Below are 21,503 nucleotides of genomic sequence, written 5' to 3' on the forward strand. Positions count from 1 at the left end.
GACGAGCTACCAGGTGGTATCCGTTATCGGATGAAGATAGGGAAGTTCGTCGGTGGGAACCGGGAACACCACGTCACCAAACGGTGAGAGTGCACCGGAACGGTCGCTCGCGAGTTCGCTCACAGCGTGATCGCCGGGGCCTACAGAGGGCCATCCCGGGTCCACGTACTTTGCCTTGCCTGCGTCAGCCACGCCTCCCATTCTGACAGGTCCGACGACAGTCCGCGACGGTAGGGCCGGGGTCGGGCCTACGCTGAATCTGCAATGACCGACCATCCCCCGGATACCCCCCTGAAATCCTGGCTCGCCGAGCTGCCCGACGAAGCTTTGATCCGGCTGTTGGAGCTGCGGCCCGACCTCGCCCAGCCGCCGCCCGGCAGCATCGCTGCCCTGGCCGCGCGCGCCCAAGCACGCCAATCGGTGACGGCCGCCACCGATGAATTGGATTTTCTGCGGCTCGCGGTCCTCGATGCCCTGCTGGTACTGCAGGCCGATGCCCAGCCGGTTCCCGTTGCCAAGCTACTGGAGCTGATCGCCGGCGCGGTTCCCGACGTGGACATGCGAGCCGCACTGGAAGACCTCAAGCATCGCGCGCTGGCCTGGGGGGAGACCGCCGTGCGAGTGGCCGCCGATGCCCGGTGGGCCCTACCGTGGTATCCCGGGCAGGTCATCCTCGAGGACCGCTCCCAGACCGCGGATCAGATCGCCGCGATGATCGACCCACTCGCCCGACCCCTGCGCGAAATCCTCGACGTGCTGGCCCAAGGTTCCCCGCTGGGCCGCACCCGCGATGCGGCACCCGACGCTCCGCCCGATCATCCGGTGCCGCAACTGCTGGCCGCGGGCCTCCTGCGCCGCGTCGACACCGAGACGGTGATCCTGCCCCGACATGTCAGGCAAGTCCTGCGCGGCGAGACCCCCGGCCCCATGCGATTCACCGAACCCGATCCGGCGGTCTCGAACACCGATCCCGCCGACGTCGACGCCGCGGCCGCAGGCGCAGCGATCGATCTGCTACACCAAATGGATATTCTTCTCGAAGCCCTCGGCGCCACACCCGTTCCCGAGTTACGCAGCGGCGGCATCGGTGTGCGCGAGCTCAAACGACTGACCAAGGCAACCGGCTTGGACGAGCCGCGCCTGGGCCTGATCCTCGAAGTCGCGGCGGCAGCCGGGCTGATCGCCAGCGGCATCCCCGACCCCGAACCAGCCCGCGCAGACGGACCCTGTTGGGCGCCCACTCCCGCAGCCGATCGATTCAGCGCATCGGATGCGGCCGACCGCTGGGCCCTGCTGGCCACCACCTGGTTGGTCTTGCCCAGCCGCCCGGCCTTGATCGGCAGCCGAGGGCCGGACGGCAAACCGTATGGCGCCCTGAACGATTCACTGTTCTCCACGGCCGCACCTCTGGATCGACGGCTGTTGTTGAGCATCCTTACCGCCCTACCCGAGGGCGCGGGCGTGGACGCCACCGCCGCCTCGGCGGCAGCGATATGGCGACGCCCACGCTGGGAACGGCGCCTGCAACCCGAACCGGTCGACGCGCTTCTTTCCGAGGCCCACGCGCTCGGCCTGGTGGGGCGCGGGAGCATCAGCACTCCCGGTCGCACCCTTGCGGAACACGGCGATGACACCGGCACCGTCGTCGCGGCGATGACACGTGCGCTACCCAAACCGATCGACCACTTCCTCGTCCAGGCCGACCTCACAATCGTGGTGCCGGGCCCGTTGACCCGCGACCTGTCCGACGACTTGTCCAGTGTCGCCACAATCGAATCAGCCGGTGTGGCAATGGTTTACCGCGTCACCGAGCAGTCGGTCCGGCACGCGCTCGATATCGGAAAAACCCGAGAGTGGCTGCACGCTCTATTCGCGGACCATTCCAAAACCCCAGTGCCGCAAGGGCTCACCTATTTGATCGATGACGTCGCGCGCCGCCACGGACAGCTTCGTATCGGCCAGGCAGCCTCGTTCATCCGATGTGCCGACCCCGCGCTGCTGGCCCAGACGGTCGGGACGCCTGACTTCGCGGACTTGCAGCTGCGGGTCCTGGCGCCCACGGTCGCGGTGTCACCGGCTCCGACCGCCGAGGTGCTGGCCGTGCTACGGGCTGCGGGATTGGCTCCCGCGGCCGAGGACTCCACGGGGGCTATCGTCGATCTGCGAGCCGGCGGTGCGCGGGTTTCAGTGCCGCCGCCTCGCCACCCCCATCGGTCGCAGCCCACACCCGGCAGTGACAGCCTGCACGCCATCGTCGCCGTCTTGCGGACGGTGACGGCGGCCCCATTCGGAAACGGCCGTGTCGACCCCGCGGTTGCGATGTCGTTGCTGCAACGGGCTGCCAGGGCCGGGGAAACAATGTTGATCGGCTACCTTGATGCCGCCGGGGTGGCCACGCAACGGATGGTGTCGCCGATTCTTGTCCGGGGAGGCCAGCTGGTGGCCTTCGATTCCTCGGCCGGCAAAGCGCGCGACTTCGCCATCCACCGCATCACGTCGGTGGTGCCGGCCGGCGAGCAATGACGACAAGGAGCGGCGCAGGTGACTCACGCCGGCGACGATGCAGAGCGAAGCGATGAGGAGGAGCGGCGCAGGTGACTCACGCCGGCGACGATGCAGAGCGAAGCGATGAGGAGGAGCGGCGCAGGTGACTGACTCCCCGCTGATCGTGCAGTCCGATAAGACGGTGCTGCTCGAGGTGGACCACGAGCTGGCCGGCGCGGCACGGGCGGCCATCGCGCCGTTCGCCGAGCTGGAACGCGCACCCGAGCACGTGCACACCTACCGGATCACGCCGCTGGCGCTGTGGAACGCCCGTGCGGCCGGTCACGACGCCGAGCAGGTGGTCGATGCGCTGGTCAGCTTCTCCCGCTACGCGGTTCCCCAGCCGCTGCTGGTCGACATCGTCGACACCATGGCCCGCTACGGCCGCCTGCAGTTGGTCAAGCATCCCGCGCACGGCCTGACGTTGGTGAGCCTGGACCCAGCGGTACTCGCCGAAGTGCTGCGCAACAAGAAGATCACCCCGATGCTGGGCTCCCGCATCGACGACGACACCGTGATCGTGCACCCCAGCGAACGCGGCCGGATCAAGCAGATGCTGCTCAAAATCGGCTGGCCCGCGGAGGACCTCGCCGGCTACGTCGACGGCGAGGCACATCCGATTTCCCTGGAGCCCGACGGCTGGGAGCTCCGCGACTACCAACAGCTGGCCACCGATTCGTTCTGGGCGGGCGGATCCGGGGTGGTGGTGCTGCCGTGTGGCGCCGGCAAGACCCTGGTCGGCGCGGCGGCGATGGCCAAAGCACAGGCCACAACGCTGATCCTGGTCACCAATATCGTCGCGGCCCGGCAGTGGAAGCGCGAACTCGTCGCGCGCACCTCGCTGACCGAGGACGAGATCGGCGAATACTCCGGTGAGCGCAAGGAGATCCGCCCGGTCACCATCTCCACCTACCAGATGGTCACCCGCCGCACCAAAGGCGAATACCGGCACCTAGAACTCTTCGACAGCCGGGACTGGGGCCTGATCATCTACGACGAGGTCCACCTGCTCCCGGCGCCGGTCTTCCGGATGACCGCCGACCTGCAGTCCCGGCGACGACTCGGCCTGACCGCCACGCTGATTCGCGAAGACGGCCGCGAGGGTGACGTGTTCTCCCTGATCGGCCCTAAACGCTATGACGCGCCGTGGAAGGACATCGAGGCGCAGGGCTGGATCGCACCGGCGGAATGCATCGAGGTTCGGGTCACCATGACCGACAGCGAGCGGATGACCTACGCGACGGCCGAGCCGGAGGAGCGCTACAAGCTCTGCTCGACGGTGCACACGAAACTCGCTGTGGTGAAATCGATTCTGAAAAACCACCCTGGAGAGCAGACGCTGGTGATCGGGGCGTACCTCGATCAGCTCGACGAACTCGGCGCGGAGTTGGACGCCCCGATTATCCAGGGCTCCACCAAGACCAGGGAGCGCGAGGCGCTGTTCGACAGGTTCCGCACCGGGGAAATCTCCACGCTGGTGGTGTCTAAGGTCGCCAACTTCTCCATCGACCTTCCCGAGGCCGCTGTGGCGGTGCAGGTTTCGGGCACGTTCGGATCCCGCCAGGAGGAGGCCCAACGGCTGGGGCGGTTGCTGCGCCCCAAGGCCGACGGTGGCGGGGCGGTCTTCTACTCGGTGGTGGCTCGCGACAGCCTGGACGCCGAGTACGCCGCACACCGGCAACGATTCCTTGCCGAACAGGGCTACGGCTACATCATCCGGGACGCCGACGACCTGCTGGGACCTCCGGTCTAGGAATCGGCTTGCACCCCACATCGACGACGAAAGGGCGGGCTTGAATGGATATCACCGGTGTCGGAATCTGGAGCAGTCAGCTGCGCTACGGAAATGCGGCCGAATCAGCTGATGCCGCAGCGGAGTTGGATGAATTGGGGTTTCCGGCACTGTGGATTCCCGACGTCGGCGGGCCGGTTTTGGACGCTGTGGGCCGCCTGCTCGGCGCAACCGGAAACACGGTGATCGCCACCGGGATCCTGAACCTCTGGATGCACTCCCCCGCTGAGGTCGCCGCGTCCTACGCAGCGCTGACGGCCGCGCACGGCGACCGCTTCCTGCTGGGCATCGGCGTAAGCCACGCGCCGCTGATCGACGCCAAAGCGCCCGGCAGGTACCGCAAGCCGCTGGCGGCAACCGCGGAGTTTCTCGACGGCCTGGACGCCGCGACTCAACCCGTGCCCACCGAACGGCGGGTGCTGGCCGCACTGGGCCCGAAAATGCTGGCGCTGTCGGCATCTCGCGCTCACGGCGCCCACCCCTATCTCGTCACACCGGAGCACACCGCGTCCGCCCGCGCCGCGCTGGGCGCGGGGCCGTGGCTGCTGCCGGAACAGACCGCCATCCTCTGTGACACCGTCGAGCAGGCGCGGGCTATCGGAACCGATTGGCTGCGAGGCTATCTGGCGATGCCCAACTACGCCAACAATCTGCTGCGCATCGGCTTCTCCGAGGAGGACATCAGCCAGGTCAGCGACCGGCTGCTCGACGCGGTCATCGTATGGGGCGACGAGGAGGCGATCCTGCGGCGGGTCGGCGAACACCGGGCCGCTGGCGCGGATCATGTCTGCGTCCAGCTTCTCACCGACGACCCGCGGACCTTCCCGCGTGAGCAATGGCGCCGGCTGGCCGCCGCGCTGGGACACTGACATCCGAAAGCCCCCGAAACATCGCTGTCTCGGGGGCTTTCGCGCCTGACGGCGGTTAGGTCAGCGAGGCCGGCGGCAGGAACCGGTCGCCGTATTTGCCAGCCAACTCACGGGCCCGGGCGACAAAGCCTTCCTTGCCCTTGCCCAGCGGACCTTCGTAGCCGACGATGTACTGCGCGCTGCCGCCGGTCCACGGCGGGAACCCGATGCCCATGATGGATCCGATGTTGGCGTCGGCCGTGGACGTCAGCACGTTCTCGTCGAGGCATTTCTGAGTCTCCAGCGCCTCTGCGAACAGCATGCGATCGATCATGTCCTGCAACGGCGGTGTCGAGGAACCCGAGCCGAACGTCTCCCGCAGGCCCGGCCACAGCCCGGAGCGCTTGCCCTCGGGGTACTCGTAGAAGCCGGCGCCCTTGAGCCGGCCCGAGCGACCCACCTCGATCATCTTCTCCACCACGGCTTCGGCCGGGTGCGCCTCGTACTTGCCGCCGGCATCCTCGATGCCCTTGCGGCTGGCCACCGCGATCTTGTGCATCAGCTCCAGGTTGAGTTCGTCGGACAGCTGCAGCGGCGGAGCCGGGTAGCCGGCTTGCGATCCCGCCTGCTCGATGCTGGCCGGCTCCACACCCTCGCCGAGCATCGCCAATGCCTCGTTGACGAAAGTGCCGATCACCCGCGAGGTGAAGAAGCCGCGGCTGTCGTTGACCACGATCGGGGTCTTGCCGATGGCCAGCGTGTAGTCGAACACCCGGGCCAGCGCCTCGTCGGATGTCTTCTCACCTCTGATGATCTCCACCAGCGGCATCTTGTCGACCGGCGAGAAGAAGTGAATCCCGACGAAATCCTCCTGGCGCTTGACACCGGTTGCCAGACCGGTGATCGGCAGCGTGGAGGTGTTCGACCCCAGCAGCGCGTTGGGTTCGACGACGTCCTCGATCTCCTGGAACACCTTGTGCTTGAGTTCCTGGTTCTCGAAAACGGCTTCGATGATGAAGTCGACGCCCTTCAGGTCGGCCGGGTCGCCGGTCGGGTGAATCCTGCCCAGCAGGGCGTCGCTGCGCTCCTGGGTGGTGCGGCCCCGCTCCAGTGCCTTGGCTTCCAGCTTCTCGGAGTAGCCCTTGCCCTTTTGGGCCGCCTCGGCCGAGACGTCCTTGAGCACCACCTCGTAGCCGGCCTTGGCCGATACGTAGGCGATGCCGGCGCCCATCATGCCGGCGCCCAGCACACCGATCTTGTTGATCGTGGTCTTGCCGACACCGTCGGGCCGCGACCCGCCGCCGTTGATGGTCTGCAGGTCGAAGAAGAACGCCTGGATCATGTTCTTGGCGACCTGGCCGGTGACCAGCGAAGTGAAGTAGCGGCTCTCGATGCGGCTGGCAGTGTCGAAGTCGACCTGGGCGCCCTCGACCGCTGCGGACAGGATCGCCTTGGGGGCCGGCATCGGCGCACCCTTGAGCTGCTTGCGTAGCAGCGCCGGGAAGGACGGCAGGATCGCGGCCAGGCCCGGTGACGACGGAGTGCCGCCGGGGATCTTGTAGCCCTTCTTGTCCCACGGCTGTTCGTGGGAGTCGGGGTTGGCCTTGATCCACGCCTTGGCGGCCGGCACCAGCTCCTCGACCGTCGGCAACACCTCGTCGACCAGGCCGACGTCCTTGGCCTTGGCCGGCCGGAAGCGGGTGCCCTGCGCCAGCACGGACATGAACGCGTTCTGGATGCCGAGCATCCGCACCGTGCGGGTGACACCGCCGCCGCCGGGCAGCAGGCCCAGCGTCACCTCGGGCAGACCGAGCTGGCTGCCCTTGACGTCGGCGGCGATGCGGTGGTGGCAGGCCAGCGCGATCTCCAGGCCGCCGCCCAGGGCGGCGCCGTTGATCGCGGCGACGACGGGCTTGCCCAGCGTCTCCAGCGTGCGCAGCTGCCGCTTCACGGTCTCCACGGTGTCGAACGAGTCGCCCGCATTCTCCGGGCCGGCATGGATCATCGACGTCAGGTCACCGCCGGCGAAGAAGGTCTTCTTCGCGCTGGTGATCACCACACCGGTGATCGAATCCTTCTCGGCCACAAGGCGGTCCACCGCCTTGCCCATCGACTCGATGTATGCCGCGTTCATGACGTTGGCCGAACCCGACGGGTCGTCCATGGTCAGCGTGACGATACCGTCGGCATCCTTGTCCCACTGAATTGTATTGTCAGCCATTACTGTTCGAAACCCTCTCAGACTCGTTCGATGATCGTCGCGACACCCATGCCGCCGCCAATGCACAGCGTTATCAATGCGCGCCGGGCGTTGCGGCGCTCCAGCTCGTCGACCATGGTGCCCAGGATCATCGCACCGGTGGCGCCCAGCGGGTGGCCCATGGCGATCGCTCCGCCGTTGACGTTGAGCTTCTCGTCGGGAATGTTGAGGTCCTTCTGGAACTTCAGCACCACCGAGGCGAACGCCTCGTTCAGCTCGAACAGGTCGATGTCGTCGACGGTCAGCCCCGCGCGGTCAAGCGCCTTGCGGGTGGCCGGGGTCGGGCCGGTCAGCATGATCACCGGGTCGGCCCCGCTGGTCGCGGTCGCCACGATGCGGGCGCGCGGGGTGGCGTTGATGGCCGCCCCCGCCTTTTCGGTGCCGACCACTACCAGCCCGGCGCCGTCGACGATCCCGGAGCTGTTGCCGCCGGTGTGCACGTGGTTGATCTTCTCGACGTCGTGGTACTTCTGCAGTGCCACGTCGTCGAAGCCGCCCATGGCCGCGAGCGCCTCGAAGGCCGGCTTGAGCTTGCCCAGGCCCTCCTTGGTGGTGTCGGGGCGCATGTGCTCATCGTGGTCGAGGATCAGCAGCCCGTTCTGGTCGCGGACGGGCACCACGGACTTGGCGAAGTAGCCACCGGACCAGGCCTCGGCGGACTTCTCCTGGCTGCGCAGCGCAAAGTTGTCGACGTCGTCGCGGCTGAAGCCCTCGATGGTGGCGATCAGGTCGGCGCCGATGCCCTGCGGGACGAACATGACGTCATAGTTGGTGGCCGGGTCCAGCCCCATGGCGCCGCCGTCGGATCCCATCGGCACCCGGCTCATCGACTCGACGCCGCCGGCGAGCACCAGGTCGTCCCAGCCGGAGCGCACCTTCTGCGCGGCGGTGTTGACGGCTTCCAGCCCGGATGCGCAGAACCGGTTGAGCTGTACGCCACCGGCGGTGACCGGCATGCCGGATGCCAGAACGGCGGCGCGGGCGATGTCGCCGCCCTGGTCCCCCACGGGCGACACACAGCCCAGGATCACGTCGCTGATCAGGTCCTCGTCGAGGTCGGGGTTGCGCCTGCGCAGTTCGTCGATCAGGCCGACGACCAGGTTGAGCGGCTTGACTTCGGTCAGCGCACCGTTTCGTTGCTTGCCACGCGGTGTGCGGATCGCTTCGTAGATGAAGGCTTCTTCGGACATATCGAATTTTCCTCTTCCAAAAGTGGAGGGTGCGGAACCGTTTCTTAGACTAGGCCCAGTACAGGCACCCTAACAGGGGCATCGGCCAACCTGTTGGTTGGTAGGGGGTTTGCGGGTCGCAGGTCCCGGCAGGCCCTAAGCTCGGCCCCCATGACCGTGCAGCGGCTGCTGCCCTACGCCACCACTGTGTTCGCCGAGATGTCGGCGCTGGCCGCACGCATCGGCGCGGTCAACCTCGGACAGGGCTTTCCCGACGAAGACGGCCCACCGGAGATGTTGCGAGCCGCCCAGGAGGCTATCGCCGACGGGGTCAACCAGTACCCGCCCGGCCTCGGCATCGCTCCGCTGCGCCGGGCCGTCGCGGCCCAGCGCCGGCGCCGGTACGGCATCGAGTACGACCCCGACACCGAAGTCCTGGTGACGGCCGGGGCCACCGAAGCCATCGCCGCCGCGGTAATCGGGCTGGTCGAACCCGGCTCGGAGGTGCTGCTGATCGAGCCGTTCTACGACTCCTACTCGCCGGTGCTGGCGATGGCCGGCGCCCGCCGGGTGGCGGTGCCGCTGGTCGCCGACGGCCTCGGTTTCGCCCTCGACGCCGGGGCGTTGCGGGCGGCCGTCACACCGCGGACCCGCGCGCTGATCCTCAACTCGCCGCACAATCCGACCGGCGCGGTGTTCGGTCAGGCCGAACTGCGTGCCATCGCCGACATCGCGGTAGCGGCGGATCTGCTGGTGATCACCGACGAGGTCTACGAACATCTGGTGTTCGACGGCCGCACCCACCGGCCGCTGGCCGGCTTCGACGGCATGGCGCGGCGCACCGTCACCGTCTCCAGCGCGGCCAAGATGTTCAACTGCACCGGCTGGAAGATCGGCTGGGCTTGCGGCCCAGCCGAACTCATCGCCGGGGTGCGCGCTGCCAAGCAGTATCTGACCTATGTGGGCGGGGCACCCTTCCAGCCTGCCGTGGCCCTGGCGCTGGACACCCAGGATGCCTGGGTGGCGGCCCTTCGCGCCTCGATGCTGGCCAGACGGGATCGGCTGGCCGCCGGGCTGGCCGACATCGGCTTCTCGGTACACGACAGCCACGGCACCTACTTCCTGTGTGCCGACCCGCGACCACTCGGGTACGGCGACAGCACCCGATTCTGCGCCGAACTACCCCGGAAGGCCGGCGTCGCCGCCATCCCCATGTCGGCCTTCTGCGACCCGGCCGCCGAACATACCGACCTGTGGAATCACCTGGTGCGCTTCACCTTCTGCAAACCCGAGGACACCCTTGACGAGGCGATCAGGCGATTGGCCGCACTACGCGGCTGACCCGGCCGGATGCGTGCCTACCCGGCCGAGGCCAGCACCTGCTGCCGCAACCCCTCCGTCGCCACCCGGAGAAGCTTGTCGCGCACCCGGTTGACTACGAACTCGGGCAGCAGCGCCGAAGTCTCGATGGTGACGGTGAACCGCACCCTGGTCCGGTCATCGGACTCCCGGGTCAGGCGGTACTCGCAGTGCTGGGCGTGCTGCCGCCTGGTCTCCAGCGCGTCCCACGCCACCCAGTCCGGCCCCCAGTGGTACTCAATAGTCTCCTTCTCGACGACCCCGGCAAGCTTGACGACAACCTTCACCCGGCGCGGACGCCCATCGGGCCAGGTGTCAATGACCTTGGCCCGCTTGTGTACAGACGACCACGACGGCAGCGCGTCCATGTCGGCAATTGCGTCCATGATCGTCGACAACGGAGCGTCGATCACGACCTCGGAAGATGCGTGTACGGCCATTGTCTTCCAAACTAGCAACCAGGACGGGTTGCGGTCGGGGAAACCCCGCAACTACTCCGCCGCCTATTCCGCGTCGGCGCGTTCACCCATCACCCGCCTGCGCAACCCGTCGACGGCGGCCTCCAGCACATGCTCGCTCGCCCGCTTGACCAGGAATCCCGGGATCGGCCCGGCCGGCTCGACGGTGATGTCGAACCGCACCCGGGTCTCATCGGCGCCTTCCGGTTTCAGGTTGTACTCGACATGCTGCCCGTGCTGCTGGGCCGTCTCCGCCGCGTCCCACACAACCCAGTCGGGCCCCCAGTGAAACTCGAGGATCTCTTCCTCGGCGAGTCCGAAGATCTTGAGCGTCGCCCTGACGTGGTGAGGCTTGCCGTCCGGGTAATAGTCGAGCACTTCGACACTTCTGTGCAGCGGCGACCACTCCGTCAGGGTGCCGACGTCCGCCAGCGCCGCCATGACTACCTCGGGGGGCGCTTCGACGATGAACTCACGCGATGCTTTTACGGCCACTACGTCTACGCTAGCAACGGCGGCCGGGCACCCGGAACCGCGTGAAAACTCTGCTACTTGCCCTTCTTCACCTTCAGCACCTGGGCGCGCAACTCCTTGGTAGCCGAATCCATGGTCCCCTTGATGGCTCTTTTGAGGACGAACCCGGGCAGCGGGACATTGGGGTCGACGGCGATGTCCATCCTCACCAGGGTGTTTTCCCCCTTGGGCATCAGGGTGTACTTGCCGTCCTGGGATTTCTGCTGGCTTGAGCTGACCAGCGTCCACGACACCTCGTTGTCGCTCCAGGTGTAGGCCGCCACCATTTCATCGACGATGCCGGCCGTCTTCACCTGCATCTTCACCTTGCTCGGCCGACCGTCGTCCCCGGTCTCAAGGATCTCGGCACTCTGATGCGGCCCTGACCATTCGGGCATCGTCCCGAAATCAGCTATGACATCCACGATTTCCGCCGGGGTGGCTTCGATGACGATCTCACGGGATTCTTTGATTGCCATGTCCCGAACGATATCGAAATATTGTCTTGGCGGGAATAGGGACGGCGTCGGCGAAGCCCCCGAAAGGCGGGTCGGTAGGCGTACCGTCGGAGTTGTGACGGACTCGACCTACACCATCGGCGACTACCTTCTCGACCGTCTCGCCGAGCTTGGCGTCACCGAGGTCTTCGGTGTGCCCGGCGACTACAATCTGGCGTTCCTCGACCATATCGTCGCCCATCCCGCGTTGCGCTGGGTGGGCTGCGCCAACGAACTCAATGCCGGCTACGCTGCCGACGGTTACGGCCGTCTGCGCGGAATGTCAGCTGTGGTAACCACATTCGGGGTTGGGGAGCTCTCCGCAGCAAACGCGATCGCGGGAAGCTACGCCGAACATGTACCAGTTGTCCATATCGTCGGCAGTCCCTCCAAGGACGCTCAGGCGACCCGCCGTGCTCTGCATCATTCGCTGGGCGACGGAGACTTCGAGCACTTCCTGCGAATCAGTAGCGAAATCACTTGCGCACAGGCCAATCTCGTTCCCGCAACGGCTCGCCGGGAAGTCGACCGGGTGTTGTGTGAGGTGCGCGAGCACAAGCGGCCCGGATATCTGCTGATGCCCGTCGACGTCGCACGCTTCCCCACCGAGCCTCCCGACGCCCCGCTTCCGCGCTACACCGGAGGTACCAGCCCGCGCGCCCTGTCCGCCTTCACCGAGGCCGCGGCCACCCTGATCGGTGACCACCGATTGACGGTTCTGGCGGACCTGCTGGTGCATCGCCTGCAGGCCGTCGGCGAACTCGAAGCGCTCCTGGCTGCGGATGTGGTGCCGCACGCGACGTTGATGTGGGGAAAGAGCCTGCTCGATGAGAGTTCCCCGAACTTCCTGGGCATCTACGCCGGCGCGGCAAGCTCCGAGCGGGTCCGCACGGCGATCGAGCAGGCACCCGTGCTGGTCTCGGCGGGTGTTGTGCTCACCGACCTGGTCAGTGCCTTCTTCAGCCAGCGGATCGACCCGGCCCGCACGATCGACGTCGGCCAGTATCAGAGCCGGGTAGCCCAGGAGGTGTTCGCGCCGGTGGACATGACGGCCGCGCTCGGGGCGCTGGCCACCATTCTGAGCGCCCGCGGCATCCGGTCGTCGGCGGTGGAGTCCGAACCGGCCGCACCGGCCACCCCCACGCCGGGTCGCGGTGCGCAGCTAACCCAGCGCATGTTGTGGGACCGGCTCTGCGCGGCCCTCACCCCGGGGAACGTGGTGCTGGCAGATCAAGGCACATCGTTTTACGGCATGGCTGACCATGTGCTTCCGCACGGGGTCACATTTATCGGTCAACCACTGTGGGGCTCAATCGGATACACGCTGCCCGCGGCGTTCGGCGCCGGCGTTGCCCATCCCGACCGCAGAGTGGTCCTGCTGATCGGCGACGGGGCCGCGCAGCTGACGGTGCAGGAACTCGGTTCGTTCTTCCGCGAAGGGCTGTCGCCGGTCATCGTCGTGGTCAATAACGACGGCTACACCGTTGAACGTGCGATCCACGGGCAGGCGGCCCCGTACAACGACATCGCCGAATGGCGCTGGACCGACCTTCCGCAGACGTTGGGGGTGGAGAACAATCTCGCGTTCCGGGTGCAGACCTACGGCGAGCTCGACGACGCCCTCACCTCCGCCGCCGAGCACCGAGACCGCATGGTGCTGGTCGAAGCGGTGCTGCCACGACTCGAAATCCCACCGCTGCTTGCCCAACTCGTCGGCCCGATGGCACCGTCGCAGGCCCGCGAATGAACGTCGCCGCGCCACTCGAACCTATAGCGGCTTGAACTGCGAAATAAGCCATCTGTCAACTGTTTTGACCAGGGTCACCAGTACGCTTCCAGACGTCAGCACCGGTTCCGGCTGATCTTTGCTGCGGGTGGCCTGTTCGATGAACAGCAGTGCGACAGCAGAGTCGGGGCGAAATTCCGAGAGCGCACCCCGGAGGACCTTTGCAGTCGTGTTCACCGAATTCTGCTGGGCGGCAGGGGCTACCGTCTGTTTGGTGAAGTTGTCGTAATAGGAGGAGAAGTCGCCGGTCAGATGCGATCTCGCAGCGGAGAAATCACGTTCCAGGGTGTCGGCGGAATACGTCAGGATAGCGACCGTCCCCGCACTGGCAGCCGCGATCGCCTCCCGGGCAGCCGCGTCGTCGACTGCACGGTCCGGTCGGTATGTGTAGAAATAAACGAGTCCCAGTGCCGCCGGCGGAACCACCAGAGCCAGCACCGACAACGTCATACCCAGCCGTCGGAGCCATCGTCCGGCGGCCTTCGACCGCTCCTTGGCGGTCACGGTAGGAACTCGACATTCGACATCTTGAGTTGGCCGTCTTCACGGGTGACCGTGACGATGACCCGGTAGTCCCGCGGGTCCTGTTCGACGCCTGCGGCATCGGTCACCTCCGACCTGCTGACGACCAGCACCACCGCCGACATCGGAGTCAGCGTGTCCCGTTCGACCGCGGCATGCCGGACAGCCCCGTGCGTGGTCACCCTGGACTCCCGCACGGTCTTGGTGAAATCGTCGGCTGTTTCCAGGAAGCGCTCCCTGAAAGCACCGGTGGCGAGGTCCAGGATGCGTTGGGCACTCCGTTCGGCGTGCGCGAAGTCCAGGGAAGTCAACGCCGCGACGCCCCGGTTCGCCGCCGTCGCATATTCCCCGATCAGCTGGCGCGCGTGCTCGGCGCTGCGGTGCAGGACGGCCATCTCCACGCTGGCGCCCAGCGCGAACAGGGAGATGAAAGCCGCTATGACGACCGCGACTGACGTCAGTCGCGCGCGGACAGTACCCAAGGGTTTTCCCATGAACGTGCGCTCGCCGGCTCGGGTGGCGGGCTGGTCGGTCAAACCGGTACTCCTCTGCCAGCTCGGCGATATCGGCGGGCAACCACTTGATCGTTCCAGAACCGCCGACACGTCCGCGACGCGGTATGCTAGCTGCTAAATGTTTCCTGATTGTAAACATTTGGGAACGTCGCCGGCGCACTGCGGCGGACAACCTGAAGGAGGGATGATCCACATGCCGACACGACAACGACGTCGCGTCGCACTGGTACTCGCAAGCCTGCTGGCTGCGACCGGGATGGCTTTCACGGTGCCTGCGGTGAGCCACGCCCGCGGCGACCAAGACACCACGCAGATCGGTCTGCCGCCGCTGATCAAACGCTACGGCGCGATTGCCTACTCGCACGACGGTGCGGCCGGCAAAGCACGTCGGCACGTCAGCAAATTAGGGGCCGAACAGCTCGCTCTGGAGCGCTGCGGTGCTCCCAACTGCATAGTGGTCAGCACCTTCACCCGATGCGGCGCGGTGGCTCACGACGGCACGACCTACCACGGCGGCATCGGCCTTACCCGTCGCGACGCCGAGCGGCACGCAATCGACATGCTCGGCGGTGGCTGGGCCGTCGACTGGGCGTGCAACTGATCGACGGTCGCCTCACGACCCCGACTCGGCTTTCCGGCCCCGAAAGTCAACGGCGAGCACACACATGCCCCGCCCGAGGTTCTCGACACCGCTTCTACACTCCTGACTATCGGTACTAGCGGAGGAGAACGACGGTGGCCAGTGAGACCTACCTGCGGGGACGACAGATCCGCTCCGAAGTCCTGGGCAAGGAGCACGTCGACAAGGCGATCGGCGAAGCCGACGACTTCACCGGGCCGCTGCAGGATCTGCTCACCGAGTACTGCTGGGGTGCGGTTTGGGGACGCGACGGGCTGACCCGCAAGACCCGCAGCATGCTGAATCTGGCGATGACGTCGGTGCTCAACCGGCCGCACGAACTTCGCACCCACATCCGGGCCGCCCTGGCCAACGGTGTGACCCGCGACGAAATCCGCGAAATATTCCTGCAGGTGGCCGTCTACGCCGGTGTGCCGGCGGCCGTGGACAGCTTCCGCACTGCCGGTGAAATGTTCGCCGCGCTCGAGGATGCCCCGGGGCCGTCGGGGCCGTCATAGCCGTCTGGGCCGTCGGGGCCGGCTCAGCCGACGAGTTCGACGATCGTCGCATTGGCAGTGCCGCCGCCCTCACACATGGTCTGCAGGCCGAAGCGAATTCCGTTGTCGCGCATGTGATGCACCATTCGCGTCATCAGCACGGCACCGGAGGCGCCCAGCGGGTGACCCAGGGCGATGGCACCGCCCAACGGATTCAGCCGGTCCGGATCCGCGCCGGTTGCGGCGAGCCAGGCCAGCGGCACCGGCGCGAACGCCTCGTTGACCTCGAAGACACCCACGTCGTCCAGCCGGATTCCGGACTTGGCCAGCACCTTCCGGGTAGCTGGAATCGGGCCGGTCAGCATCAGCACCGGGTCCGCCCCGGTTACCGCGCCCGCCCGGTAGCGGACGATCGGCGTCAGACCCAGATCCATGGCAAGTTCGGAGGTGGTCACCAGTAACGCGGCCGCGCCGTCGGAAATCTGCGACGAGTTGCCGGCGTGGATCACTCCGTCGGCGGCGAATGCCGGTTTGAGTCCAGACAGCTTTTCCACGCTGGTCCCGCGGCGAACGCCCTCGTCGGCATCGACGACAACGGCATCCCCGGGAAACACCGGCACGATCTGATCGGTGAAGGCGCCGGCGTCCTGGGCCGCCGCGGCCCGCTGGTGCGACTGCGCGGAGTATTCGTCGAGCCGGGCCCGGGACAGTCCCCACTTCTCGGCGATCATCTCGGCAGAGATTCCCTGGTTGAACGAGAAATCGTCATAGCGGGCAAGAACTTTCGGCCCGTACGGCATGCCGGTCGCCCTGGCCGAACCGAGCGGAACCCGGCTCATCACCTCGACGCCGCCGGCCACCACGACATCCTGCTGGCCCGACATCACCGCGTGCACCGCGAAGTCCAGGGCCTGCTGGCTGGATCCGCAGGCACGGTTGACCGTCGTACCGGGGATGCTCTCCGGCCAGCCTGCCGCCAGGACGGCCCAGCGACCGATGTTGCCGGCCTGATCGCCAACCTGCGAGACACATCCCCAGATCACGTCGTCGATGATCTCCGGGCCGACACGGGCACGTTCCAGCAGCTCGCTGAGCACCACGGCGGACAGATCGGCGGCGTGCATCTGCGCCAGCGCACCGTTGCGTTTTCCCACCGCGGTGCGAACCGCCTCGGCGATCACCACTTCGCGCATGCCCAGCTCCCGTCTCACGCGGCCGTCCTCCGGTCCGCTCGCCAGCCCTCCCGCTCGCCAGCCCAGCCCGCTCGCCAGCCCAGCCCGCTCGCCAGCCCAGCCTCCCCCTCTCGCCGAGCGTGTACCTACTGCGGAAAAAACGCCCAAAACCCGCAGTAGTTACACGTTCGGCGAGCGGGACGGGTGCTCAGCGCCCGGCGAGCGGGAGTCGACACCCGACGCCCGGCGCCCGCTGCCAACCACTCAGCGCGCAGCAAGCCTAGTAGCTTCGGGGCAGCTTCAGCACGTGCGAGCCCAGGAAGTTCAGGATCATCTCCTGACTGACCGGCGCGATCTTCATCAGCCGCGCCTCGCGGAAATAGCGTGCGACGTGGTACTCCTCGGCGTATCCCATGCCCCCGTGGGTCTGCAGGGCCCGATCGGCGGCGGCGAATCCGGCATCGGCACACAAGTATTTGGCCGTATTGGCCTCGCGCCCGCAGGGTCTGCCGCTGTCGTAGAGCCAGGTGGCCTTGCGCAGCATGAGCTCGGCGGCATCGAGGCGGGCCAGCGAGTCGGCCAGCGGGAACTGCACGCCCTGATTCATGCCGATCGGACGGCCGAAGACCTCCCGCTCGTTGCCGTATTTCACCGCCTTCGCCAGCGCCACCCGGCCGATACCCAGCGCCTCGGCTGCGATCAGCATCCGCTCCGGGTTCAGGCCGTCCAGGATGTACTGGAATCCCTGACCCTCCTGACCGACCCGGTCTTCGACGGGCACTTCGAGGTTGTCGATGAACAACTCGTTGGAGCTGACGGCATTGCGGCCCATTTTGCGGATCGGCCGGATTTCCACCCGGTCGCGGTCGAGATCGGTGAGGAACAGGGTCATGCCGTCGGTCTTCTTGGTGACCTCGTCATATCCGCGGGTGCGGGTCAGCAGCAGGATCTTGTCCGACTCCAGCGCCTTGGAAATCCACACCTTCCGGCCGTTGACGACGTAGCGGTCGCCGTCCCTTCGGGCGAACGTGGTAATGCGCGAAGTGTCCAGGCCGGCACCGGGTTCGGTCACCCCGAAACAGACGTGGGATTCCCCGGTGGCAACCCTGGGCAGGGTGCGCGCCTTCAAGTCGTCGGACCCGTGCACCACGACCGGTTGCATGCCGAAGATCGACAGGTGAATGGAGCTGGCCGCGTTCATCGCCCCACCGGATTTGGCGACTTCCTCAAGCAGGATGGTCGCCTCGGTGATGCCGAGACCGTGACCGCCGTATTCGGCCGGGATCGTCAGCCCGAGCCACCCGCCGTCGGCAATGGCGCGGTAGAACTCGACCGGAAACTCGTGGGTACGGTCTTTCTCCGTCCAGTACTGGTCGTCGAACTTCGACGCCAGCTCGGCCACGGCCCGACGAATCAACCGCTGATCTTCGGTGAGTTCGAAATTCATTCCACCCCCGGGCATTCAGCCATCTCCCTCCGTCGTCCAGGTCGCCGCACACGAGGCTTCCAGTAGATCACCTTGTCGGTCGCGCCTGCAGGCGTCCGGCAATTGGGGCGGGCATCGGGAACACCCTGGCCGCCGACGGCAACGACCACCTGAATTAGGGTTCGGTCTCATGGACGGATTCCACGGGCGCGGCGCGGTGGTCACCGGCGGGGCCAGCGGTATCGGCCTGGCTACAGCCACCGAGTTCGCCCGCCGGGGTGCGCGGCTCGTCCTTGCCGACGTCGATGAGCCCGGTTTGGAGCGGGCCGTTGCCCAGCTACGCGGTCAGGGATTCGACGCGCACGGCGTGCTCTGCGATGTCCGGCACCTCGACCAGGTGATGAGCCTGGCCGACCAGACCGTCCGGCTGCTCGGACAGGTCGACATCGTGTTCAGCAATGCCGGAGTAGTCGTGGCTGGCCCGATCGCGCAGATGACGCACGAAGACTGGCGCTGGGTGATCGACATCGACCTGTGGGGCTCGATCCACACCGTGGAGGCCTTCCTGCCCAGGCTGCTCGACCAGGGCACCGGCGGCCACCTGGTGTTCACCGCCTCATTCGCGGGCCTGGTGCCCAATGCCGGACTGGGGGCGTACGGCGTCGCCAAATACGGAGTGGTCGGCCTGGCCGAAACCCTGGCCCGCGAGGTGAAGGGCACCGGTATCGGGGTATCGGTGCTGTGCCCGATGGTGATCGAAACCCCGCTGGTGACCAACTCCGAACGTATCCGCGGCGCGGATTCCGCACGTGCCTCGACACCCGACGCGGCGGGCCCGGGAGGTTCGATCGGAGCGCTCCCCCCGCAGGACGACACCGTCGGCGTCGACGATCTTGCGCGCATGGCCGCCGACGCCGTACTGGCGAACCGCCTCTATGTACTGCCGCACGAAGCGTCCCGCGCGTCTATCCGCCGCCGTTTCGAACGCATCGACCACACCTTCGACGAGCAGGCCGCGCAGGGCTGAGACAGGCAGGGGACGGGAGGCGCCGCCGAGTATGGCTGAGGCAACGGGGCATCGGTCGGGAACGATCGCCGTCCCCGGCGGGAACGTCTGGTTCCAGCGGGTCGGCGGCGGGCCGGGCCGGCCACTGTTGGTGGTGCATGGCGGGCCGGGTTTGCCGCACTACTATCTGAGTTCGCTGGAACTCCTGGCAGACGAGCGCGAGGTGATTTTCTGGGATCAGCTCGGTTGCGGCAACTCCGAACGTCCATCCAACCCCGACCTGTGGACCATGGCGCGCTCGGTGGACGAAATGCGCTGTGTCATAGATGGACTCGGACTCGACGGGTTTCACCTCTTCGGCAATTCTTGGGGTGGAATGCTGGCGCAGCAGTATGTGCTGGATGCGCCGTCGTCCGCGGCAACACTCACCATCTCCAACAGCACCGCGTCGATACCGCTGTTCGCCGACAACGTGATCCGGCTGAAGGCCGAGCTGGACACCGCGACCCGCGATGCCATCGACCGCCATGAAGCCGCCGGCACCACCGACTCCGCCGAGTATCAGGCCGCGATCACCACATGGAACGAAACCTACCTGTGCCGTGCCCGGCCCTGGCCCAGCGATCTCTGGCTGGCGTTCCAGAACATGGGGGCCGAGATATTCGCAACGATGTTCGGCCCGAGTGACCTCAACATCGTCGGGACCATCCGAGACTGGGACGTGGTCGATCGGCTCACCGAAATCAGACTGCCGGCAATGCTTCTCGCCGGACGATACGACCAGTGCTCCCCGGAGCACATGCGCGACATGCACCACCGCATTGCTGGTTCGCGCTTCGAGTACTTCGACAACAGTTCCCATCTCCCGTTCATCGAGGAACCGCGACGATTCGACGCGGTGATGCGCGGGTTCCTACGCTCGCACGACGGTCACCGGCGGGCGCCAGAGGGGTGGCATGGCTGACTCCGGGCCGCCTTCGCGGGACTCGTCCAGCGCGGCGCCGCCGCCGGCAACCGCCGATGTGGACGCCGCGGCCCGCCATTTCGGCTTCCACTTCGACACTGAAACCCGGAGCGACATACAGGCTTTCGCCCGGCTCCTGTTGGATTCCTATGGACGGGTCGACGCACTGTACGACCGGGTGGCAAACCGGCGTCCGCCCGAACGCACCTACCGATTCCCCGCGGCCGGCGACAACCCGCTCGGTGCCTGGTATGTCACCACCGAGGTATGCGACGGTGCCGACGGCCCCCTGGCCGGGCGACGGGTGGCGATCAAGGACAACATCGCCGTCGCCGGAGTTCCGATGGCAAGCGGCTCGCCCGCGGTCGAGGGATTCATCCCGGCCGCCGACGCCACCGTCGTCGAGCGGTTGCTCGGCGCCGGTGCGTTTATCGCGGGCAAGGCTGTGTGCGAGGACCTGTGCCTGTCGTCGTCGAGTTTCACGTCCGCATCCGGGCCGGTACGCAATCCGTGGGATCCGGACCGGGAAGCAGGAGGATCGTCCAGCGGTTGCGCCGCTCTGCTGGCCGCGGGCGCGGTCGAGTTGGCAGTCGGCGCCGACCAGGCCGGCTCGATCCGCATCCCGGCGGCACTGTGCGGCATCGTCGGCTTCAAACCCACCTACGGGTTGATCCCCTGCACCGGCGCGATGCCGCTGGATCGCGGCATCGATCACCTCGGCCCCATGGCGCACTCCGTTGCCGACGCGGCGTTGCTGCTGAACGTCCTGGCGGGTGCCGACGGGCGGGACTCTCGTCAGCGGCCGGGGTCGCCCGGCATCGACTATTCGGCGGCGCTCACCGGTGACGTGGCGGGCATGCGGGTGGGAATCCTGGCCGAGGGCTTCGGCCATGGTGGTGCACAGTCCGAAGTCGACGAGCTGATCCGGGCTGCCGCACACCGGTTCGCCGAAATCGGTTGCACGGTGCGAGATATCAGCGTGCCGCAGCACCTCGACGCCGCGCACCTGTCCACGGTGATCTGCACCGACGGGGGAATCCACCAGATGTTCGACGCCAATGGTTGCGGCTTCGGGGTCGAGGATCCAGGCGACCCGGATTTGTTGCGACACTTCGGCACCCGGTGGCGCGAGACCACCGACCAACTGGCCACCGTGGTGAAAGCGACCGCTATCGCCGGCCACTACGGACTCACCGTGCTGGGTGCGGCAACGTATGCGAAGGCGCGTGCCCTGGTGCCGTACGTACGAGCCGGCTACGACCGCGCGCTCGCCGAATGCGACGTACTGGTGATGCCGACGACCCCGGTTACCGCCCAACCGCTACCGGAGGATTCTCGAGCCCTGAGCCCGGCCGTCGGCAAGGCCGCGAACACCGCGCCGATGAACGTCACGGGTCATCCCGCGATCTCGGTGCCCGCCGGACTGATCCGGGGTCTGCCCGCCGGAATGATGATCGTAGGCAAGCGATTCGACGACACTACCGTGCTCAAGGTTGCCGACGCGTTCGAATCCCTGCGCGGCGGGTTCGCACCGGCGCCGGGCGAATGTTAGCTGT

General features: G+C 66.9%; 20 protein-coding genes. 10 read left to right on the top strand and 10 right to left on the bottom strand.

Going from position 1 to position 21,503, the window contains the following annotated elements; genetic code table 11:
* Positions 1 to 6: 6 nt before the first annotated feature.
* A complete protein-coding gene (locus tag ACK5M9_RS14440; RefSeq protein WP_416893841.1) occupies positions 7 to 201 on the bottom strand; it encodes a hypothetical protein in 195 nt (64 codons plus the stop codon).
* Between the two features lie 63 nt (positions 202 to 264).
* Here ACK5M9_RS14440 and ACK5M9_RS14445 point away from each other — a divergent pair, with 63 nt between their 5' ends.
* From ACK5M9_RS14445 to ACK5M9_RS14455, 3 genes are all read left to right on the top strand, one after another.
* Positions 265 to 2,523: a helicase-associated domain-containing protein gene (locus ACK5M9_RS14445; protein ID WP_416893842.1), complete on the top strand. Its 2,259-nt coding sequence runs from the start codon at positions 265 to 267 to the stop codon at positions 2,521 to 2,523.
* Positions 2,524 to 2,647: 124 nt separating this feature from the next.
* A complete protein-coding gene (locus tag ACK5M9_RS14450; protein ID WP_416893843.1) occupies positions 2,648 to 4,297 on the top strand; it encodes a DNA repair helicase XPB in 1,650 nt (549 codons plus the stop codon).
* 44 nt (positions 4,298 to 4,341) lie between these two features.
* Positions 4,342 to 5,205, top strand: a complete 864-nt coding sequence (locus ACK5M9_RS14455) for an LLM class F420-dependent oxidoreductase (protein ID WP_416893844.1) — start codon at positions 4,342 to 4,344, stop codon at positions 5,203 to 5,205.
* Positions 5,206 to 5,260: 55 nt separating this feature from the next.
* Here the strand turns inward: ACK5M9_RS14455 and ACK5M9_RS14460 are convergent, their stop codons facing one another.
* Together ACK5M9_RS14460 and ACK5M9_RS14465 are read right to left on the bottom strand one after the other, a co-directional pair.
* Positions 5,261 to 7,405 carry a 3-hydroxyacyl-CoA dehydrogenase NAD-binding domain-containing protein gene (locus tag ACK5M9_RS14460; protein ID WP_416893845.1) on the bottom strand — a complete coding sequence of 715 codons (2,145 nt, stop codon included), beginning with the start codon at positions 7,403 to 7,405 and terminating at the stop codon, positions 5,261 to 5,263.
* Positions 7,406 to 7,422: 17 nt separating this feature from the next.
* Positions 7,423 to 8,634 (bottom strand): acetyl-CoA C-acetyltransferase, encoded by a 1,212-nt coding sequence (locus tag ACK5M9_RS14465; protein ID WP_416893846.1) that lies wholly within the window; start codon positions 8,632 to 8,634, stop codon positions 7,423 to 7,425.
* A 150-nt stretch (positions 8,635 to 8,784) separates the two neighbouring features.
* Here ACK5M9_RS14465 and ACK5M9_RS14470 point away from each other — a divergent pair, with 150 nt between their 5' ends.
* Entirely contained in the window at positions 8,785 to 9,954 is a 1,170-nt protein-coding gene (locus ACK5M9_RS14470) for a pyridoxal phosphate-dependent aminotransferase (protein ID WP_416893847.1), read from the top strand.
* Between the two features lie 17 nt (positions 9,955 to 9,971).
* Here ACK5M9_RS14470 and ACK5M9_RS14475 read toward each other — a convergent pair whose 3' ends face one another.
* The 3 genes from ACK5M9_RS14475 to ACK5M9_RS14485 all read right to left on the bottom strand — a co-directional run bounded on the left by ACK5M9_RS14475 (position 9,972) and on the right by ACK5M9_RS14485 (position 11,422).
* Positions 9,972 to 10,412 (bottom strand): SRPBCC family protein, encoded by a 441-nt coding sequence (locus tag ACK5M9_RS14475; RefSeq protein WP_416893848.1) that lies wholly within the window; start codon positions 10,410 to 10,412, stop codon positions 9,972 to 9,974.
* A 63-nt stretch (positions 10,413 to 10,475) separates the two neighbouring features.
* Positions 10,476 to 10,925 (bottom strand): SRPBCC family protein, encoded by a 450-nt coding sequence (locus ACK5M9_RS14480; RefSeq protein ID WP_416893849.1) that lies wholly within the window; start codon positions 10,923 to 10,925, stop codon positions 10,476 to 10,478.
* A gap of 53 nt (positions 10,926 to 10,978) precedes the next feature.
* Entirely contained in the window at positions 10,979 to 11,422 is a 444-nt protein-coding gene (locus ACK5M9_RS14485) for an SRPBCC family protein (RefSeq protein ID WP_416893850.1), read from the bottom strand.
* Positions 11,423 to 11,516: 94 nt separating this feature from the next.
* Here ACK5M9_RS14485 and ACK5M9_RS14490 point away from each other — a divergent pair, with 94 nt between their 5' ends.
* A complete protein-coding gene (locus tag ACK5M9_RS14490) occupies positions 11,517 to 13,187 on the top strand; it encodes an alpha-keto acid decarboxylase family protein (RefSeq protein WP_416893851.1) in 1,671 nt (556 codons plus the stop codon).
* 21 nt (positions 13,188 to 13,208) lie between these two features.
* Here ACK5M9_RS14490 and ACK5M9_RS14495 read toward each other — a convergent pair whose 3' ends face one another.
* Complete coding sequence (locus ACK5M9_RS14495; protein WP_416893852.1) at positions 13,209 to 13,730, bottom strand: twin-arginine translocation pathway signal; 522 nt, start codon at positions 13,728 to 13,730, stop codon at positions 13,209 to 13,211.
* Complete coding sequence (locus ACK5M9_RS14500; protein WP_416893853.1) at positions 13,727 to 14,284, bottom strand: hypothetical protein; 558 nt, start codon at positions 14,282 to 14,284, stop codon at positions 13,727 to 13,729. Before ACK5M9_RS14500 ends, ACK5M9_RS14495 begins: the two co-directional genes overlap by 4 nt.
* A gap of 172 nt (positions 14,285 to 14,456) precedes the next feature.
* On the opposite strand from ACK5M9_RS14500, the gene ACK5M9_RS14505 reads away from it, so the two are divergent.
* Positions 14,457 to 14,864, top strand: coding sequence for a DUF4189 domain-containing protein (locus ACK5M9_RS14505; protein ID WP_416893854.1), 408 nt, complete (start codon positions 14,457 to 14,459; stop codon positions 14,862 to 14,864).
* Positions 14,865 to 14,998: 134 nt separating this feature from the next.
* Positions 14,999 to 15,400, top strand: coding sequence for a carboxymuconolactone decarboxylase family protein (locus ACK5M9_RS14510; RefSeq protein ID WP_416893855.1), 402 nt, complete (start codon positions 14,999 to 15,001; stop codon positions 15,398 to 15,400).
* Between the two features lie 23 nt (positions 15,401 to 15,423).
* Here the strand turns inward: ACK5M9_RS14510 and ACK5M9_RS14515 are convergent, their stop codons facing one another.
* Positions 15,424 to 16,572: a thiolase family protein gene (locus ACK5M9_RS14515; RefSeq protein ID WP_416893882.1), complete on the bottom strand. Its 1,149-nt coding sequence runs from the start codon at positions 16,570 to 16,572 to the stop codon at positions 15,424 to 15,426.
* Positions 16,573 to 16,831: 259 nt separating this feature from the next.
* Positions 16,832 to 17,998 carry an acyl-CoA dehydrogenase family protein gene (locus tag ACK5M9_RS14520; protein WP_416893883.1) on the bottom strand — a complete coding sequence of 389 codons (1,167 nt, stop codon included), beginning with the start codon at positions 17,996 to 17,998 and terminating at the stop codon, positions 16,832 to 16,834.
* A gap of 169 nt (positions 17,999 to 18,167) precedes the next feature.
* On the opposite strand from ACK5M9_RS14520, the gene ACK5M9_RS14525 reads away from it, so the two are divergent.
* From ACK5M9_RS14525 to ACK5M9_RS14535, 3 genes are read left to right on the top strand one after another with little or no spacing between them, the layout of a single operon-like run.
* On the top strand, positions 18,168 to 19,004 hold the full coding sequence (locus ACK5M9_RS14525) for an SDR family NAD(P)-dependent oxidoreductase (protein ID WP_416893856.1): 837 nt from the start codon (positions 18,168 to 18,170) through the stop codon (positions 19,002 to 19,004).
* A gap of 31 nt (positions 19,005 to 19,035) precedes the next feature.
* Positions 19,036 to 19,947: a proline iminopeptidase-family hydrolase gene (locus ACK5M9_RS14530; protein WP_416893857.1), complete on the top strand. Its 912-nt coding sequence runs from the start codon at positions 19,036 to 19,038 to the stop codon at positions 19,945 to 19,947.
* The gene (locus ACK5M9_RS14535; protein WP_416893858.1) at positions 19,940 to 21,499 is read left to right on the top strand and encodes an amidase; all 1,560 of its coding nucleotides are present in this window, start codon (positions 19,940 to 19,942) and stop codon (positions 21,497 to 21,499) included. Before ACK5M9_RS14530 ends, ACK5M9_RS14535 begins: the two co-directional genes overlap by 8 nt.
* Positions 21,500 to 21,503: the final 4 nt, after the last annotated feature.

It is taken from the genome of Mycobacterium sp., from assembly GCF_047975165.1.
Classification (GTDB): domain Bacteria; phylum Actinomycetota; class Actinomycetes; order Mycobacteriales; family Mycobacteriaceae; genus Mycobacterium.

Excerpts from the sequence above, each read along its gene's own strand:
- ACK5M9_RS14520 (WP_416893883.1), bottom strand. The coding sequence starts at position 17,998 with ATGAATTTCGAACTCACCGAAGATCAGCGGTTGATTCGTCGGGCCGTG.
- ACK5M9_RS14440 (WP_416893841.1), bottom strand. The coding sequence starts at position 201 with ATGGGAGGCGTGGCTGACGCAGGCAAGGCAAAGTACGTGGACCCGGGA.
- ACK5M9_RS14515 (WP_416893882.1), bottom strand. The coding sequence starts at position 16,572 with ATGCGCGAAGTGGTGATCGCCGAGGCGGTTCGCACCGCGGTGGGAAAA.
- ACK5M9_RS14470 (WP_416893847.1), top strand. The coding sequence starts at position 8,785 with ATGACCGTGCAGCGGCTGCTGCCCTACGCCACCACTGTGTTCGCCGAG.
- ACK5M9_RS14525 (WP_416893856.1), top strand. The coding sequence starts at position 18,168 with ATGGACGGATTCCACGGGCGCGGCGCGGTGGTCACCGGCGGGGCCAGC.
- ACK5M9_RS14465 (WP_416893846.1), bottom strand. The coding sequence starts at position 8,634 with ATGTCCGAAGAAGCCTTCATCTACGAAGCGATCCGCACACCGCGTGGC.
- ACK5M9_RS14530 (WP_416893857.1), top strand. The coding sequence starts at position 19,036 with ATGGCTGAGGCAACGGGGCATCGGTCGGGAACGATCGCCGTCCCCGGC.
- ACK5M9_RS14445 (WP_416893842.1), top strand. The coding sequence starts at position 265 with ATGACCGACCATCCCCCGGATACCCCCCTGAAATCCTGGCTCGCCGAG.
- ACK5M9_RS14505 (WP_416893854.1), top strand. The coding sequence starts at position 14,457 with ATGCCGACACGACAACGACGTCGCGTCGCACTGGTACTCGCAAGCCTG.
- ACK5M9_RS14460 (WP_416893845.1), bottom strand. The coding sequence starts at position 7,405 with ATGGCTGACAATACAATTCAGTGGGACAAGGATGCCGACGGTATCGTC.
- ACK5M9_RS14535 (WP_416893858.1), top strand. The coding sequence starts at position 19,940 with ATGGCTGACTCCGGGCCGCCTTCGCGGGACTCGTCCAGCGCGGCGCCG.
- ACK5M9_RS14475 (WP_416893848.1), bottom strand. The coding sequence starts at position 10,412 with ATGGCCGTACACGCATCTTCCGAGGTCGTGATCGACGCTCCGTTGTCG.
- ACK5M9_RS14485 (WP_416893850.1), bottom strand. The coding sequence starts at position 11,422 with ATGGCAATCAAAGAATCCCGTGAGATCGTCATCGAAGCCACCCCGGCG.
- ACK5M9_RS14455 (WP_416893844.1), top strand. The coding sequence starts at position 4,342 with ATGGATATCACCGGTGTCGGAATCTGGAGCAGTCAGCTGCGCTACGGA.